Raw genomic sequence first — 16,609 nt, forward strand, 5'->3', positions numbered from 1 at the left:
TGTCGGCCCTGGGGGATTATGGGCCGTGCGGACCGAGGGCCGTGCAGCTCGCGCCCTGGGATAATCCCGCCATGACCGACAAGGAGCTGGGCGCAGCGGCAGAAGAGCATGCCGAACATGAACTGCTGCGCTTCGAAGACTATTTCCGCGAGGGAGCCGCGCCGGCCGAAGCCCTGCTGTGGTGGCAGCTGGAGCGCAACGAGCCGCTGATCCATGCGCTGCGCGCGCTGTGCCATGGGCCGGCGGCGCTGGTACGGCTGCGCCTGTGGGTGTTCATGGAGCTGATGGCGCTGCCGGAGTCGCGCGTCAGCCGCGACACGCTCAACCGCCACTTCCACATGCTGCGCGACGAGGCGCTGGAGCTGGTGCTCAAGCGTTTGCGCGAGGCCGAGCTGCTGGCCTGGGACGGCGGCAACCAGCAGTACGGCGTCACGCCGCTGGCCCAGCAACTGATCGGCCTGCTGTCGCCACTGGCGGCGGCGCGCGAGCAGGATGCCGACCTGGCCGCGCTGCTGGCCAATGTGGCCGGCGCGCATACGCTGGGCACGCTGGACCCGGCGCAGCTGCACCATCTGCAGGCCCAGCTCTCGCGCCTGTACGACGAGTTCGCCGACGCGATCGCCAGCGGCTCCGAGTTCCATCTGCGCCGCGCACGCCAGCGTTTCGAGCGCGCGCTGAAGTTGGTCGACAAGGCCGGCGAGGCGCTGAAGGCCATCATCGAGCAGGCCCAGACCGACGGCAATGCGCGACTGGAACGCTTGGCCCGCGAGCTGGGCCTGGCGCAGGCACGGCTGCTGGCCATGGCCAGCCAGTTCAACCGCGCGCTGCAGCAGGCCGACCGCCAGCGCGTCACGCTGGGCTCGACCGGTATCACGACCACCGATGTGCGGCGCTGGCTGCAGAACGTGCCCTTCCTGGAGAACCTCGCCTTGGGTGCACTGTCGCGCCCGGTGCATCCGGTGCTGGTCGCGCAGCATGAGCTGCTGGACATGACCGAGGGCGAGTTCGAACGCGACCGCCCGAAGGAGAAGGGCGCCGAACCGCTGCCGCAGGGCCAGGCCGCGCCGGCCGGCGAGCTGGCGGTGATGAGCCTGCCGCCCGAGATGGCGCAAATGCAGCAGCTGCTGGGCCTGTGGTCCAGCGAGGGCCGCGCCGAGCAAGACCTGGCCCCGGCGGTGCTGGGCGGCAGCTATGCGCGCGCCGCCTACCGCGCGCAGCTGCTGCCGCTGCTGGGCGACCCGCAGGCGCAGCACCTCTCCGGCGCCACCGGCGATATGGCGCGCCAGCCCTGGCGGGTGCGCTGGTCGGCCGAGCAGGGCGAGGTGGGCGATGAATACGTGGCGTGGATGAGCCGCGGCGTGCTGCTTAACAGCAGCGCGGCGCAGTCCACGGCGACAGCAGACACAGGCAAGAACGACGAATGAGCAACACCCTGGACGACGCCGCCCATCTGGCGGCCCAGCTGCTGGCGCGCCGCTGGCTGCCGCGCAGCCATGCGCTGGTGCGCCGCGCGCTGATCGACACCGAGCTGTGGGCCGCGCTGAACGCGCGCCTGGGCGCGGTGGGCCTGCGCGTGGTCGACAACCTCTATGCCGACCACATCAGCGTGGCCATGCTGCGGCCCGCCGAGGTGGCGGTGTTCGGCGAGACCGGCCTCGCGGCCAACAACAACCTGGACCTGCCGCGCGACGGCGTGGCGCTGCTGGTGGTGCTGTGGTCGCTGATCGTGCTGCCCAAGCGCCAGCGCCAGATCGCGCGCGCCGATGCGCAGGAGCCGGGGCAGGGCGAGATGTTCGCCACCGACAAGCCGCTGCCGCTGGCCTCCAGCGTGGCACCGACGCTGTCCTACCGCAGCCTGCTGGCCGACTTCGGCAACCAGCTGGGCAAGAAGCTGCGCCTGGACGCCAACCTGAAGCTGCTGGAGCGCCACGGCTTCATCACCCGTCGCGGTGAAGACATCGCCGAAGGGCCGCTACTGGACCTGCTGCTGGACTACGACACGCTGGCGCCGCGCGTGCTGGACGGCGCGCTGGCCGATGTGCTGGCACGCACGACCGACGCGCAGGCCGGGCCGGCGCTGGCGCGGCTGCGCGAGGCCGAGCAGGAAGAGCTGCCCGATGATCTGGATGACGGGCTCGACGATCCACAATAACAACAAGTGCAGAACTGACCGACCGCGACGATGTTTCACCTGCAATCGCTTGAACTGCTGCACTGGGACTACTGCCAGCGCGTCACGATGCCGCTGGACGGCAACATCATCACCATCGCCGGGCCGAACGGCTCGGGCAAGACCACGCTGCTCGACGCGATGCGCACGCTGCTCGGCCTGGAATGCTCGGGCGGCCGCACCTTCCGCACCTATGCGCGCCATGCCAATGCTGAGACCGCCTGGCTGCGCGCGCTGGTCGACAACCGCCCGCGCGGCCGGCAGAACAGCAGCCGGCCCTTCGCCAGCTCGCTGCTCTATGCCGACCAGGTGACGCTGGCCTGCCGCATCGAGCGCCATGGCGGCGACTGGCAGCGCCGCTACATCATGGTCGACGGCGTGCACGAGATCGAGGCCCTGGCGGAGAAGGCCGACAAGGACTGGCTGGGCATCGAGGCCTGGAAGCGCCGCCTGGAGGCCGCCGGACTGACCCGCGCCATCGGCCGCGTGCTGGCGCTGGAGCAGGGCCAGACCGACCGCCTGTGCGAACTCTCGCCCAAGGAGCTGCTGCGCCTGGTGTTCGAGGTTTTCGGCGACCAGGAGGTGCTGGACCGCTACGACCAGGCGCGCAGCCATCAGCAGCAGCTGGCCAAGGAAGTGGAGCAGGCCGCGCACGAGCTGTGGCACACGCAAGCCCAGCTGTCCGACCTGGCCAACCGCGTGACCAGCTACCAGCAGTACCAGCTGCGCCTGAAGGAGCGCGAGCGCCTGGCCACCGAGGTGCTGCCGGTGCTGCAATGGTCCGAAGGCCGCCAACGCGTCGCGCAGCAGCTGCGCGAGCTGCATCGCCAGCGCCTGTTCGCGGCCACCGACAAGCGCCAGATGTCGGCCAAGCGCGCCGAGCTGCATGCGCTGTTCGAAAAGCATGAGGCGGCCAAGCAGCGCCTGGTCGAGCTGGAATCCGAGCGCAAGCAGGCCCGCGCGGCCTTCGACGCGGCGCGCGAGGCCGAGCGTCCCGCCGAGCTGCTCGCCAAACGCGAGGAGGAGCTGAAGGCGCTGGCCGCCGTCGAGGCCGATGGCGCCGAGCTGACCCAGCGCCTGGAAGAACTGTCCAGCCGCCAGCATGCGCTGCGCGAGAGCTTCACGCGGCAGAACGACCAGTCGTGCAAGGCGCAGGCGGCGATGGATGCGCTGTCCGGCCAGCGCCTGCCGCCGCCGCCGCCCGAGGTGACGCGCTTCCGCCGCGCGCTGGACGATGCGGGCATCGCCCACCATGTGCTGGCCGACTGCATCGACATCGCCGACGAGGCCTGGCGCGCCGCGGCCGAAGGCTTTCTGCGCCCCTCGCGCTGGGTGGTGGTGTTGGCGCACAGCAGCGATGAAGGCCGCGCCTTCGGCCTGGCGTCCAAGGAGCGCTACCGCCATTACGTCGTCGCCGATGCCGAGAACGTGCCGGCCGTCGTGCCGCAGGGCTCGCTGCTCGCGGCGCTGAAAGTGCACGCCAAGCTGCCGGGCTGGCTGATCCGCCAGCTGGGCGGCATCCGCTGTGTCAAAGACACCGAGGCTGGTGCCAGGGCAGGGGGCGAATGGATCACGCCTGATGCCTACTACCGCGATGGCCGCGGCGGCCGCAGCCTGTGGGTGGAGCCGCGCGATTTCCAGTTCGGCGTCGCCGCGCTGGACTCGCGCCGCGAGGCGCTGGAGCGCGAGCTGGCGCGCTATGACAACGAGCTCAGCCGCATCGCCAAGGAACAGGCCGAGGTCGAGCGCCAGCTGAAGGACGTGCAGCGCGCCGCGCAGGGCCACAAGGCGGCGCGCGAGCTGGCCGAGCGAGCCGACGAATTTGCCGAAGGCCGTGCCCGCCTGGCCGGCCTGCGCCAGGCCCGCGTCGAGGCGGCCAGCCGCATGGCCGCGCTGGACGGCGAGCATGATCGGGCGCTGACCCATGCCACGCGCAGCGAGCGCGACTACGAAGCCGCGCAGGGTTCGCTGAAGGCCAACGAGGAGAACGTGCTGCGCGTGCTGCGCGAGCACGAGAGCCGCCGGCAAGAGCTGGCCCTGGCATCCAAGGCCTCGCGCGAGGCCAAGGCCGCATTCCCGGCCAGCTGGGTGGCAGCAGCCAAGATCCAGGCGCTGCGCGACGAGTTCGAGAACGCCAAGCAGGCCGAGATCGCGATGCGCCATGTGCAGCAGGAGCTGGACACTGGCGTGTGGGAAACCGACCCCGCGGTGCAGGACCGCCATGCGCGCATGAACGCCTCGGTGCTGGAACAGAGCGCCCAGCTGGAAGACCGCCGGGCCAGCAACGAGATGGCGCGCATCGCCGCCTTCAATGCGCGCGAGCGCTATATCGACGTGCTGCGCGCGACGATGCGCCGCTACAAGAAGAACGTGCAGGAGCTGGGCGAGCTGGCAGGCGTGATCGCGCAGGCCGAGCTGCCGCACCTGGACAACGACGACGCCGTGCTGGCCCAGGCCGGCCTGCATGTGAAGTTCAATTTCGACGGCAAGGGCGAGGTGGGCCTCAACGACGGCGAGGCCTCGGGCGGCCAGCAGGTGCTGAAGAGCCTGATCCTGCTGGTGGGCCTGATGAAGGACGACGAGAGCCCCGGCGGCTTTGTCTTCATCGACGAGCCTTTTGCCCACCTGGACGTGCGCAACATCCAGCTGGTCGGCCACTTCCTGCGCAGCACCCGCGCGCAGTACCTGCTGACCACGCCGATCACGCACAACGTCGAGGTCTTCGAGCCCTCGGAGATCACGCTGATCACCAGCAAGAAGCCGCGCGGCGAGCGCTGGGCGCCGCCGATCGCGGTGCTGACGCGGCGGCCGGAGAAGTCGATCTATGACTGAGTCAACCCAGGCCACGCTCGTCGACGGCTGGGACCACCCCGGCCCGTTCACCCAGGCCCTGAGTCCGCAAGCCGGCGACATCGACGGGCTGGATCACACCAACAACGCCGTCTATGTGCAGTGGTGCGAGAAGGTCGCCTGGGCGCATTCGGAGGCGCTGGGTCTGAGCCTGGCCGACTACCGGAAGCTGGATCGTGCGATGGCCATCCGCCAGGGCAGTTACGACTACCTGCTGCCCTCTGGCCTGGGCGAGCCACTGGTGCTGGGTACCTGGCTGACCGGCAGCGATGGCAAGCTGGCGATGCAGCGGCGCTTCCAGCTGCGCCGCCTCGCCGATGGCGCCACGCTGATGCGCGGGCGCTGGGAGCTGGTCTGCATCGAGATCAGCAGCGGCCGGCCCAAGCGCATGCCGCCGGAGTTCTTGCAGTCTTACCTTCCTGTAATAGCTACCTGAATATAGGAATCGGCGACAATGCGCGGGTTTGCCCGTAGCTTTGTCGACCGAATTCCGATGACTTCTGCAGTAACTGCCGCACCGCGCACATTGGCCGAGGTGCAATCGCTGGCCGATCTGCTGGCCTGGCGTGTCACCCAGACGCCGGCCGCCGAGGCCTACCGCCAGTTCGACACCCCATCGCAAGCCTGGCGCTCGATCAGCTGGCGCGATTGTGGCGAGCGTGTCGCCGCCCATGCCCGCGCGCTGGCGGCCATGGGCCTGCCGCGCGGAAGTCGTATTGCCTTGCTGCTGCCCAATGGCTACGAGACGGTCTGCATCGACCAGGCCGTGCTGCGCCAAGCCTGCGTGCCGGTGCCCATGCACGCGCTGGACAACCCGGCCAGCGTGGCCTACATCGTCGCCGACAGCGATGCTGCGCTGCTCATCGCGCACAACGCGCAGCAATGGGGCGCGCTGCTCGCCTGCATCGAAGAACAGCAACTTGCGCTGCCCGAGCTGCGTCGCGTCGTGCTGCTCGAGGGCGGCATCGATGCCGCGCTGCTGGGGCCCAAGCGCCCGCAGCTGCTGACGCTGGCCCAGTGGCTGGCCAGCGGCGAGGATCAGGTGGATACGCCGGCGCTGCCGCGCAGCGACGAGCTCGCGGCCATCGTCTATACCTCGGGCACCACCGGCAAGCCCAAGGGCGTGATGCTCAGCCACGGCAATGTGCTGTCCAACGTCAAGGCGGTGATGGACAGGGTGGCGCCGCGCGCCGAAGACCGCTTCCTGTCTTTCCTGCCGCTGTCGCACACCTTCGAGCGCACCGCCGGCTACTACCTGCCGATCGCCGCCGGCTGCAGCGTGGCCTTCGCCCGCTCGGTGCAGGATCTGGCCGAGGACATGAAGACCCAGCAGCCCACGGTGCTGATCTCGGTGCCGCGCATCTACGAGCGCGTCTATGGCGTGCTGCAGGGCAAGCTCGCCGCCGCACCGGCCAAGGCCAGGCTCTTCAAGCTGGCGCAGGATGTCGGCTGGCGGCGCTTCTGCCGGCAGCAGCGCCTGCCTATTGCGCCTGAGCTGGCCGGGCCGGCCTGGCTGGATGCGCTGCTCTGGCCGCTGCTCGAGCGTCTCGCGGCCAAGCCGCTGCACCAGCAGTTCGGCGGCCGGCTGCGCCTGGCGGTCAGCGGCGGCGCGCCGTTGTCGGCCACGCTGGCGCGCTGTTTCCTCGGCCTGGGTCTGCCCATCGTGCAGGGCTACGGCATGACCGAGACCGCCCCGGTGATGGCGGTGAACGCGATAGACGACAACGACCCGGTCACGGTGGGCAAGGCGCTTGAGGGCGTGCAGCTGCGCATCGGCGAGAACAAGGAGCTGCAGGTGCGCGGCCCCAACGTCATGCAGGGCTACTGGAAGCGCCGGGCCGATACCGAGGCGACTTTCATCGACGGCTGGCTGCGTACCGGCGACCAGGCGTCCATCGATGAGCAGGGTCGCGTGCGCATCCTCGGCCGCGTCAAGGAAATCATCGTCACCTCCACCGGCGAGAAGATCGCGCCGGCCGACCTTGAGCTGGCGATCCAGGCGGACACGCTGTTCGAACAGGTCTACGCCTTCGGCGACAACAAGCCCTTTATCGCCTGCATCGTGGTGCTGTCGCGCGCCGGCTGGACGGCGCTGGCACAGCAGCTGGGGCTAAATCCGCAGGATCCCGCCAGTCTGGATGCACAGGGCGCCCGCGAAGCGGCGCTCGCGCGCATCCGCAAGCTGACCGCCAGCTTCCCGCACTATGCGCAGCCGCGCGCGGTGGCGCTGACGCTGGAACCGTGGACGGTGGAGAACAGCCTGATGACGCCGACGCTCAAGCTCAAGCGCAAGAACCTCGCGCACCGCTTCGAGGCGACGATGGACGCGCTCTACCGGCGCTGAAGCCGCTGCGGGGCCTGGCGACAGGCCTTACAGCGTGCGCTGCCGCGCCAGCGGCGGGTTCTTCGCGAAGTAGCGCGCGATGCCGGTGGCCAGCGCTTCGACCAGGCGATCCTGATAAGCAGGGTCGCGCAGCTTGGCCTCTTCCTCCGGATTGGAGATGAAGGCGGTCTCCACCAGGATGGACGGCACGTCCGGCGCCCGGAGCACCGCGAATCCGGCCTGCTCGACCTGACGCTTGTGCAAGCGACCGACGCGTCCCATCTGCCCCAGCACTTCGCGGCCCAGTTTCAGGCTGTCCTTGATCTGCGCGGTGGTGCTCATGTCCAGCATCGCGCGCAGCACGGCGCTGTCCTTCACCGCGACACTGTTGATGCCGCCGACCAGATCGGCCGCGTTCTCCTTGTTGGCGATCCACCGCGCCGCCGCACTGCTGGCCGCACCGTCGCTGAGCGCGAACACCGAGGCGCCGCGCGCCTGCGGCGTGAAGAAGGCATCGGCGTGGATGGAGACGAAGAGGTCGGCCTGCACGCGGCGCGCCTTGCGTACCCGCTCGTGCAGCGGCACAAAGAAGTCGGCATCGCGCGTCATCATCACGCGGATGTTGGGATTGCTCTCCAGCCGCTCGCGCAGCTTCTTGGCGATGGCGAGCACGACATCCTTCTCGCGAAGGCCGCTGGGTCCGATTGCGCCCGGATCCTCGCCGCCATGGCCAGGATCGAGCGCAATGACGATCAGGCGGTCAAGCCTGGCCTGCGCGCTGGCCGCCAGCCGGGTTGGGGCGGCTGTCTGCAGATCGGGCCGCGCGGCAGACGCGGCCTGGCCGGGAGCCACCGGGGCAGGCGCCGCAGCGGGCTTGTCCAGCCGGCCGATCAGCTCGCCCAGCGCATCCTGCACCGCCTGCGCGGCGCGGGTCTCGGCCTGCTCCTTCTCGGCCAACAGGGCGAGCAGCAGATCGCGCTCTTCACGCGGATAGAGATCGAAGACCAGACGGTGCTTGTAGGCCGCCACCGGCGCGATGGTGAACACCTGCGGAGCCACGGCCTGCTTGAGGTCCAGCACGATGCGCACCACGGTGGGCTGGTTCTGTCCGACGCGCACGCCAGCGATGTAGGGGTCGTCCGATCGCACCTTGCCGAGCAGCTCGCGCAGCTCCGTGCTGAGCACGAGGCCCTCCACGTCGACGACCAGACGATCCGGCCCTTCGACGAGGAAGTGCTTGGCGGCCAGCGGCCTGTCCGACTCCAGCGTGACACGGGTGTAGTCCGCCGCCGGCCAAACGCGTACCGCGACGATGCTCGTGCCATTGGCGCTCCAGGCCAGGGTCGGCGCCTGCAGCAGCAGCACGATGCTGCCAAAGCGACGCAGCACCCCCCGTCGATCGCTTGCCCTCATCGGCCTGTCCATCGGGCTCATGTGGGCAGGGCGGCGAGCAGTTGCCGACCCAGCGCGGTGCCGGCCTGCAGCCTGACAAGTCGCTCCTCGCCATTGCCCAGCGCGATGCTCAGGCGCAGGTCCGGCGTCGGCAGCATGCCCTGTGCCTTCTCGGGCCACTCGGCGATCTTCAGGCCGGGGCGGGTGAAGACATCGCGAAAGCCTGCATCCTCCCACTCGCGCGGGTCTTCGAAGCGGTAGAAGTCGAAGTGGCTGATCTCGCCGCCTTCGACGCGATAGCTTTCCATCACGGTATAGCTGGGACTCTTGATGCGCCCGGCGACGCCCAGCGCGCGCAGCAGATGGCGGGTCAACGTGGTCTTGCCGGCACCCAGGCTGCCTTGCAGTTCCAGATAGGCATTCATCAGGCCAGGCGCGCGCGCCAGCACGGCGGCAAAGGCAGCGCAGGCTGCCTCGTCAGACCAGCGCAGATCACGGGTTTCTAGAATGCTCGACAAATGAACTCGGCTCCACATCAGCCCCAGCCGCAGGCAGCCGGGGGGCAAGACCTGACCCCGATCGACCTGCAGACGCTGATGCAAAGCGTGCAGGCCTGGGCCCTCGAGTTGGGATTTTCACAGATCGGCGTGGCCGATATCGACTTGTCCAGCGCCGAACCAGGGCTGCTCGCGTGGCTCGAAGCAGGCTTTCACGGCAGCATGGGCTATATGGCTGTGCATGGGCTCAAGCGCGCCCGGCCGGCCGAGCTGGTGCCGGGGACGGTACGCGTGCTGACGGCCCGCATGGACTACCTGCCCCAGGCCACGCCGGAGGGCTGGCAGGCCATCGAGTTCGGTCGACTCGCCGATGCGCAGGCGGCGCAGGTCTCTGTCTATGCTCGCGGCCGCGATTACCACAAGGTCCTGCGCGCGCGGCTGCAGCAGCTGGCCGAGCGCATGGCCGCCGCCGTCGGGCCTTTCGGCTACCGCGTCTTCACCGATTCGGCGCCGGTGCTGGAGGTCGAATTGGCCACCCGCTCCGGCCTGGGCTGGCGCGGCAAGCACACGCTGCTGCTCAGCCGCGAGGCTGGCTCGACCTTCTTTCTCGGCGAGATCTATCTGGATCTGCCCCTGCCACTCAGCGAGTCGAGCAGCGCGCACTGCGGTCAATGCAGCGCCTGCATCGCTGCCTGTCCGACCGGCGCCATCGTCGCCCCCTACCGCCTCGATGCGCGACGCTGCATCTCCTATCTCACCATCGAGCACGACGGTCCGATCCCTGTCGAGCTGCGAGCGCTGATCGGCAACCGCATCTACGGCTGCGACGACTGCCAATTGGTCTGCCCGTGGAACAAGTTCGCCCGGCGCAGCACGCTGGCCGACTTCGATGCGCGCGCACCGCTGGACGGGCCGACGCTGTTGCAGCTCTGGGCCTGGGATGAGGCTGAGTTCCTGCGCCGCACCGAAGGCTCGGCGATAAGGCGCATCGGCCACGGGCGCTGGCGCCGTAACCTGGCAGTGGCGATGGGCAATGCACTGCGGGCCGAGCCTGCAGGATCGGGCGCAACTGCGCTTCGGCAGGCACTGAGGCGGGAGCTGGCAGCTGCCGAGGCATTGTTGGCAGAACACATCGTTTGGGCCATGGATCAAGGCCAGCGCTGAGAGCAGCGGCTATCCTCAAGCCAGAAGCAGACAAGACTGAAGTCGCTGGGAAGGATTGCCAGGATGTACCGACCTCGCAGGGCATGGGCAGCAGGGCCGTTGCGCTCGCTCGGGCGTCTGGCCCGGCTTGTCTGGCCGGGGCTGGCTTGGTTCTGGCTTGTCGCCGTGCCGCAGTCGGCGGCGGCCCTGACGCTCTACACCGAGGAGTACCCGCCGGTCAGCTTCTCCCAGAAGGGCAGGGCGGAGGGCATGTCCACCGAGGTGGTGCGTGAACTGTTGCGGCGCCTGGGCCAGAACGCCAGCATCGAGGTCGTGCCCTGGGCTCGCGGCATGCGCGTCGTGCAGAGCACGCCTGACACAGCGCTGTTCACGACGATCCGCAATGCGGAGCGGGAACAGAAATTCCGCTGGGTCGGGCCGATCCTGATCGCCACCGATGCCTTCTATGCACTCAAGGGCTCGGGCATCGTGGTCAATAGCCGGGCGGACCTGGCGCGGTTCAAGGAGATCGCCGTGCCGCGCGACTGGTTCACCTACGAGGAACTTACCGCCGCAGGCATGCGCAATCTGCTGGGCCTCAACGAGCCGGCGCAGATGTTTCGCATGCTCAAGCTGGGCCGGGTCAAGCTGATCGTGGCTGACAACCTGAGCTTTCATGCCCAGGACGAAGCCGCCGCACAGGTGGCTGGCCTGAAGGCCGGCGATGTCGAAGTGGTCTACCCCTACCGGACCAGCTATGGCTATATCGCGTTTTGGCGCGACACACCGGCGGAGGTGGTGGCGCGCTGGCAGGCGGCGCTGGATGGCATGAAGCGCGATGGCAGCTTCGGCCGCATCTACCGACGCTGGCTGCCCGGCGAACCCGAGCCGCCGCTGCGCGAGCCGCGCCCCTGACGCCGGCGGGTGCTCAGGCCAGCGCCAGCCACAAGGGCAAGGTCACCATGCCCAGCAGCGTCGACAAGGTGACGAGTCCGGCGACGAAAGCAGCGTTGCCGCCCATGCGCGCTGCCAGCACATAGGCGCTGGAGGCGGTGGGCAGCGCGGCGAAGCAGACCAGCAGCAGGCGCTGCTGTGCCGGCAGCCCCACCATGCCGGCCAGCAGCAGGGCCCAGAGTGGCAAGACCGCATGCCGGATCGACAGCAGGCCCGCGGCCAGCCAGGGCGCGTCCTTCAATGCGCCGAAGCGCAGGCCGGCGCCCACCGCCATCAGGCCGATTGGCAGGGCCGCCGAGCCCATACGATGCAGCGACACTGCAGCCGCCTCGGGCAGCTTCAGCCCAGCCAGATTGGCCAGCAAGCCGGCGACGGTCGCGACGATCAGCGGATTGCGCGCCAGCTCGCGCGCAAAGCCATGGCCGCCGTGCCGGGCCAGCGGCCAGACCGCAGCCACATTGCAGACCGGCACACAGAAGGCGATCAACAGCGCGATCCAAGCCACGCCCGGCGCACCGAGCAGGCGCTCGGCCAGCGCCAGGCCGACATAGGAGTTGAAGCGGAAGGCGACCTGCGCGCCCGAGGCATGGTCCTGCGCGTTCACGCCGGGCCAGCGCTTCAGCGCATAGGCCAGACCCACCCCCGCCAGCACCACGGCCAGGCCACTGCCTCCCAGGCTCAGGGTCTGCGCCGGGTCCAGCGGCGTGCGCACGATGGAATTGAAGAGCAGGGCAGGGAAGAGCAGGTAGTACACCAGCTTTTCGGCCGCCTCCCAGACCGGTCGGTCCAACGGCGTGTAACGGCACAGCAGGAAGCCGACCAGGATCAGCAGCAGGTCGGGGAGCAGCAGCAACAGGTCAGGCATGGCGATACGCAGTGTGCCAGCGTGTGAAATGTGCGGGCTGCGAGCAAGCCTGTTGCAAGCTTGGGCTTGCCGAGTTCGGCTAGCATCTGGCGCGCGCAGGATCGCCGCTGCGAATGCTGCCCAGACCCGAACCCCATAGAGACAAAGAGGACCAAAACCATGAGCCGTCGCATCTGGATCACCCGTTGTGCAGCGCTGACCGCGCTTGCCATGTCGGCCCCGCTCGCCCTGGCGCAGACCTATCCGAACAAGCCAGTGCGCCTGGTTGTGCCCTTTGCACCTGGCGGCACCACCGACATCATTGCCCGTGTGGTCTCGGAGAAGATCAACGCCTCGCTGGGCCAGAGCATGCTGGTGGAGAACAAGGCGGGCGGCGGCGGCATCGTCGGCGCCAACGAGGTCGCCAAGGCGGCAGCCGATGGCTACACCCTGGGCATGGCCACGGTGTCCACCACCGCAGCGAACCCGGCCATCAACCCGAAGACGCCCTACAACCCGCTGACCGACTTCACACCCATCACCAATATCGCGGCGACGCCCAACATCATCGCGGTGCATCCGTCCTTCCCGGCCAAGGACTACAAGAGCTTCATCGCCGAGTTGAAGAAGAACCCCGGCAAGCACAGCTACGCCAGCTCGGGCACCGGCGGTATCGGCCATCTTCAGATGGAGCTGTTCAAGAACCTGGCCGGTGTGTTCGTGCTGCACATTCCCTACCGCGGCGCCGGTCCGGCACTGAACGACACGGTGGCAGGCCAGGTGCCGATCATCTTCGACAACCTGCCTTCGGCGCTGCCCTTCATCCGGGACGGTCGTCTGGTGCCCATCGTCGTCGCGGCGCCGCAGCGCCTGGCGGTGCTGCCCAATGTGCCTACCCTCAAGGAAGTCGGCCTCGAGCCGGTGAACCGCATGGCCTACTACGGCATCTACGGCCCCAAGGGTCTGCCCAAGGACGTGGTCGACAAGGTCCAGGCCGCGGTCAAGAAGACCGTCGAATTGCCCGATGTGAAGAAGCGCATCGAGGACACCGGCTCGCTGATCGTTGCCAACACGCCGGCCGAGTTCGGCGCTCAGATCAAGGCCGAGTTCGAGGTCTACAAGCGGGTGGTCGAGCAACAGAAGCTCAAGCTCGACTGAGCAAGACCGGCTGACCAAGCAGCAAGGGCGCCCCGTGCGCCCTTTGTCTTTCTCCCCCGCCATGCCTGCGACCCCGCCCAACGACAGCCCAGCGCGCGCCGCCAGCCGGCAGGCGACGGAGCGCTTCGTCGAGTCGCTGTGGCTGGAGGACGGTCTGTCGGCCAATTCATTGGCGGCCTACCGTCGCGACCTCGCGCTGCTGGCCGACTGGCTGGACCGCGAGGCGGGCTTGAGCCTGGACCAGGCGCGCGAGATCGAGCTGCTTGGCTACGCCAGCGCGCGCCATGCCGGCAGCAAGAGCACCAGTGCGAACCGGCGCCTGAGCGTCTTCAAGCGCTACTACCGCTGGGCGTTGCGCGAAGGGCGCATCAGCCAGGACCCGACGCTGCGGCTCGTCAATGCCAAGCAGCCGCTGCGTGTGCCTAAGACGCTGTCGCAGGCGCAGGTGGAGGCGCTGCTCGCTGCACCTGACGCAGGCACGCCGCTGGGCCTGCGCGACCGGGCAATGCTGGAACTGATGTATGCGAGCGGCCTGCGCGTTTCCGAACTGGTCGGTCTCAAGAGCGTGCATGTCGGCCTCAAGGAAGCGGTGTTGCGCATCACCGGCAAGGGCAGCAAGGAGCGCCTGGTGCCCTTCGGCGAAGAGGCCCATGCCTGGCTGATGCGCTATCTGCAGGAAGCGCGGGCAGAACTGCTCAAGGGCCAGCGCAGCGACGCGCTCTTCGTCACCGTGCAGGGCGCGGCGATGAGCCGGCAGATGTTCTGGAAGCTCGTCAAGAGGTACGCCATCGACGCCGGCATCACCGCGCCGCTGTCTCCGCACACGCTGCGCCACGCCTTTGCCACGCATCTGCTCAACCATGGCGCCGACCTGCGCGCGGTGCAGCTGCTGCTCGGCCATGCCGATCTGTCGACGACACAGATCTACACCCACGTCGCCCGCGAGCGCCTCAAAGCCCTCCACGCCCAACACCACCCGCGTGGCTGAGCCTGGACCGAGCAGAGCGCCTGCGCGCTCTGCGACGCCAGGCGAAGGACTTGCCGACAATACCCCCCATGGAACACAGCTTTCTCTCCGCCTTCGTGCTGCTGCTGCTGGTGCTGGACCCGCTCGGCAGCCTGCCCATCTTCATCGGCATCATGCGTGAGCTGCCACCGCATCGCCGCCGCTGGGTCGCGCTGCGCGAGGTCGGCATCGCCTTCGCCGTGCTGCTCGCCTTCATGTTCCTCGGCGGGCGTTTTCTAGAGCTGATGCACCTGTCGGAGCGCTCGCTCGAAGTGGCCGGCGGCGTGATCCTGCTGATCATCGCGATCCGCATGATCTTCGGCTCAGCAGGCGAGTCGGCCTATGGCCTGGAGCCCGGGCGCGAACCGCTGATCTTTCCGCTCGCGGTGCCACTGCTCGCCGGCCCCTCGGCCATGGCCACCGTGCTGCTGCTGGCCTCGCGGCAGCCCGAGCGCATCTTCGACTGGATTGCGGCGCTCACCGCAGCGATGGTGGTTTCCGGGCTGACCCTGCTGCTTGCCGACCGTATCCGGCGACTGCTGGGCGACTCGGTGGTGTCGGCCATCGAGAAGCTGATGGGTCTGGTGCTCACCGCGATCGCGGTCGAGATGGTGCTGGCCGGTCTGAAGCGCTACTTCGTCGGCGGGCTCTGAGCGCCGGCGTCGCGTCAGTACTCATTGCATAAAGCGAAAACACGCTTCCACATTATGGTTTCTTGCGTTGCTGCAACGCATCAAACTTTCTCATTATGAAGAAGCGTTTTCCGCATTCAGAAATTTCACCTCTAAGGCATTGATTTTTAAAAAGAAAGTTTTTAGTCTTATATAAGACATAAGTCTTCCGCAAACGCCAGGAGAGGACTACGCTTGTATCCAGCGAATCCACTTTTCCCTTGGTTTCATTGCAGGAGATCCACATGACGAAACTGACTCGTGAACAGCAAATCGCCGCCCTCGAGAAGGACTGGGCCGAGAACCCCCGTTGGAAGCTGGTGAAGCGCGGCTACAGCGCCGCTGACGTGGTGCGTCTGCGTGGCAGCCTGCAGCCCGAGTACACGCTGGCCCAGCGTGGTGCCGAGAAGCTGTGGGAGAAGGTCAACGGTGGCGCCAAGAAGGGCTATGTCAACGCCTTCGGTGCGATCACCGCTGGCCAGGCGATGCAGCAGGCCAAGGCCGGCCTGGAAGCCGTGTACCTGTCGGGCTGGCAGGTCGCCGCCGACGGCAACACCAGCGAAACCATGTACCCCGACCAGTCGCTGTACGCCTACGACTCGGTGCCGACCATGGTCCGCCGCATCAACAACACCTTCAAGCGCGCTGACGAGATCCAGTGGTCGCGTGGCATCAACCCGGGCGACGAAGGCTTCGTCGACTACTTCCTGCCCATCGTCGCCGATGCGGAAGCCGGTTTCGGCGGCGTGCTGAACGCCTTCGAGCTGATGAAGAACATGATCGCCGCCGGCGCTGCAGGCGTGCACTTCGAAGACCAGCTGGCCGCTGTGAAGAAGTGCGGTCACATGGGTGGCAAGGTGCTGGTGCCGACCCAGGAAGCCGTCGAGAAGCTGATCGCTGCTCGTTTCGCTGCCGACGTGATGGGCGTGCCCACCATCGTGCTGGCCCGTACCGACGCCGAGGCCGCCAACCTGATCACCAGCGACCACGACGCCAACGACAAGCCCTTCCTGACCGGCGAGCGCACCCAAGAGGGCTTCTACCGCGTCAAGAACGGTCTGGAGCAGGCCATCAGCCGCGGTGTCGCCTACGCGCCCTACGCCGACCTGGTGTGGTGCGAGACCGGCACGCCGGACCTGGGCTTCGCCCGTGAGTTCGCGCAGGCCGTGCACGCCAAGTGCCCGGGCAAGCTGCTGAGCTACAACTGCTCGCCGTCCTTCAACTGGAAGAAGAACCTGGACGACCGCACCATCGCGCGCTTCCAGGACGAGCTGTCGGCACTGGGCTACAAGTACCAGTTCATCACGCTCGCTGGCATCCACATCAACTGGTTCAACACCTTCCAGTTCGCCCACGCTTACGCCCGCGGCGAAGGCATGGCCCACTACGTCAACATGGTGCAGGAGCCCGAGTTCAAGGCTCGCGAGCAGGGCTACACCTTCGTGTCGCACCAGCAGGAAGTCGGCGCTGGCTACTTCGACGATGTGACCACCGTGATCCAGGGCGGCTCGTCGTCGGTGAAGGCCCTGACCGGCTCGACCGAAGAAGAGCAGTTCCACTGATGACGTCGGCGCCACCGGCGCCGTCGACACAGTCCGGAC

At 68.0% G+C, this 16,609-nt stretch carries 14 protein-coding genes; 11 read left to right on the top strand and 3 right to left on the bottom strand.

Annotation, left to right across the window (positions count from 1 at the left end):
• Positions 1-71 precede the first annotated feature (71 nt).
• From AC2EBS_RS04685 to AC2EBS_RS04705, 5 genes are read left to right on the top strand one after another with little or no spacing between them, the layout of a single operon-like run.
• Positions 72-1,424, top strand: coding sequence for a hypothetical protein (locus tag AC2EBS_RS04685; protein WP_484727202.1), 1,353 nt, complete (start codon positions 72-74; stop codon positions 1,422-1,424).
• Complete coding sequence (locus AC2EBS_RS04690) at positions 1,421-2,152, top strand: hypothetical protein (RefSeq protein ID WP_484727203.1); 732 nt, start codon at positions 1,421-1,423, stop codon at positions 2,150-2,152. The genes AC2EBS_RS04685 and AC2EBS_RS04690 overlap by 4 nt, the downstream gene beginning before the upstream one ends.
• A 30-nt stretch (positions 2,153-2,182) precedes the next feature.
• Positions 2,183-5,002 (top strand): ATP-binding protein, encoded by a 2,820-nt coding sequence (locus AC2EBS_RS04695; RefSeq protein ID WP_484727204.1) that lies wholly within the window; start codon positions 2,183-2,185, stop codon positions 5,000-5,002.
• Positions 4,995-5,456 (top strand): acyl-CoA thioesterase, encoded by a 462-nt coding sequence (locus AC2EBS_RS04700; protein ID WP_484727205.1) that lies wholly within the window; start codon positions 4,995-4,997, stop codon positions 5,454-5,456. Before AC2EBS_RS04695 ends, AC2EBS_RS04700 begins: the two co-directional genes overlap by 8 nt.
• Before the next feature lie 57 nt (positions 5,457-5,513).
• Positions 5,514-7,364 carry an AMP-dependent synthetase/ligase gene (locus AC2EBS_RS04705; protein ID WP_484727206.1) on the top strand — a complete coding sequence of 617 codons (1,851 nt, stop codon included), beginning with the start codon at positions 5,514-5,516 and terminating at the stop codon, positions 7,362-7,364.
• 27 nt (positions 7,365-7,391) lie between these two features.
• On the opposite strand, the gene AC2EBS_RS04710 is transcribed toward AC2EBS_RS04705, so the two are convergent.
• Both AC2EBS_RS04710 and tsaE read right to left on the bottom strand, forming a co-directional pair.
• Positions 7,392-8,756, bottom strand: coding sequence for an N-acetylmuramoyl-L-alanine amidase (locus tag AC2EBS_RS04710; protein ID WP_484727207.1), 1,365 nt, complete (start codon positions 8,754-8,756; stop codon positions 7,392-7,394).
• 17 nt (positions 8,757-8,773) lie between these two features.
• Entirely contained in the window at positions 8,774-9,271 is a 498-nt protein-coding gene (gene tsaE, locus AC2EBS_RS04715; protein WP_484727208.1) for a tRNA (adenosine(37)-N6)-threonylcarbamoyltransferase complex ATPase subunit type 1 TsaE, read from the bottom strand.
• Between the two features lie 60 nt (positions 9,272-9,331).
• Here tsaE and queG point away from each other — a divergent pair, with 60 nt between their 5' ends.
• On the top strand, positions 9,332-10,396 hold the full coding sequence (gene queG, locus AC2EBS_RS04720; RefSeq protein WP_484727565.1) for a tRNA epoxyqueuosine(34) reductase QueG: 1,065 nt from the start codon (positions 9,332-9,334) through the stop codon (positions 10,394-10,396).
• A 63-nt stretch (positions 10,397-10,459) separates the two neighbouring features.
• Positions 10,460-11,290, top strand: a complete 831-nt coding sequence (locus AC2EBS_RS04725) for a substrate-binding periplasmic protein (protein WP_484727209.1) — start codon at positions 10,460-10,462, stop codon at positions 11,288-11,290.
• 13 nt (positions 11,291-11,303) lie between these two features.
• Here AC2EBS_RS04725 and AC2EBS_RS04730 read toward each other — a convergent pair whose 3' ends face one another.
• The gene (locus tag AC2EBS_RS04730; protein ID WP_484727210.1) at positions 11,304-12,194 is read right to left on the bottom strand and encodes an AEC family transporter; all 891 of its coding nucleotides are present in this window, start codon (positions 12,192-12,194) and stop codon (positions 11,304-11,306) included.
• A gap of 159 nt (positions 12,195-12,353) precedes the next feature.
• Here AC2EBS_RS04730 and AC2EBS_RS04735 point away from each other — a divergent pair, with 159 nt between their 5' ends.
• From AC2EBS_RS04735 to aceA, 4 genes are all read left to right on the top strand, one after another.
• Positions 12,354-13,331, top strand: coding sequence for a tripartite tricarboxylate transporter substrate binding protein BugE (locus tag AC2EBS_RS04735; RefSeq protein WP_484727211.1), 978 nt, complete (start codon positions 12,354-12,356; stop codon positions 13,329-13,331).
• A 61-nt stretch (positions 13,332-13,392) separates the two neighbouring features.
• A complete protein-coding gene (xerD, locus tag AC2EBS_RS04740) occupies positions 13,393-14,319 on the top strand; it encodes a site-specific tyrosine recombinase XerD (protein WP_484727212.1) in 927 nt (308 codons plus the stop codon).
• A gap of 68 nt (positions 14,320-14,387) precedes the next feature.
• Positions 14,388-14,990, top strand: a complete 603-nt coding sequence (locus tag AC2EBS_RS04745) for a MarC family protein (protein WP_484727213.1) — start codon at positions 14,388-14,390, stop codon at positions 14,988-14,990.
• Positions 14,991-15,253: 263 nt separating this feature from the next.
• Positions 15,254-16,570, top strand: coding sequence for an isocitrate lyase (gene aceA / locus AC2EBS_RS04750; RefSeq protein WP_484727214.1), 1,317 nt, complete (start codon positions 15,254-15,256; stop codon positions 16,568-16,570).
• Positions 16,571-16,609: the final 39 nt, after the last annotated feature.

The sequence above is a fragment of the Roseateles sp. T103 genome (assembly GCF_057219915.1).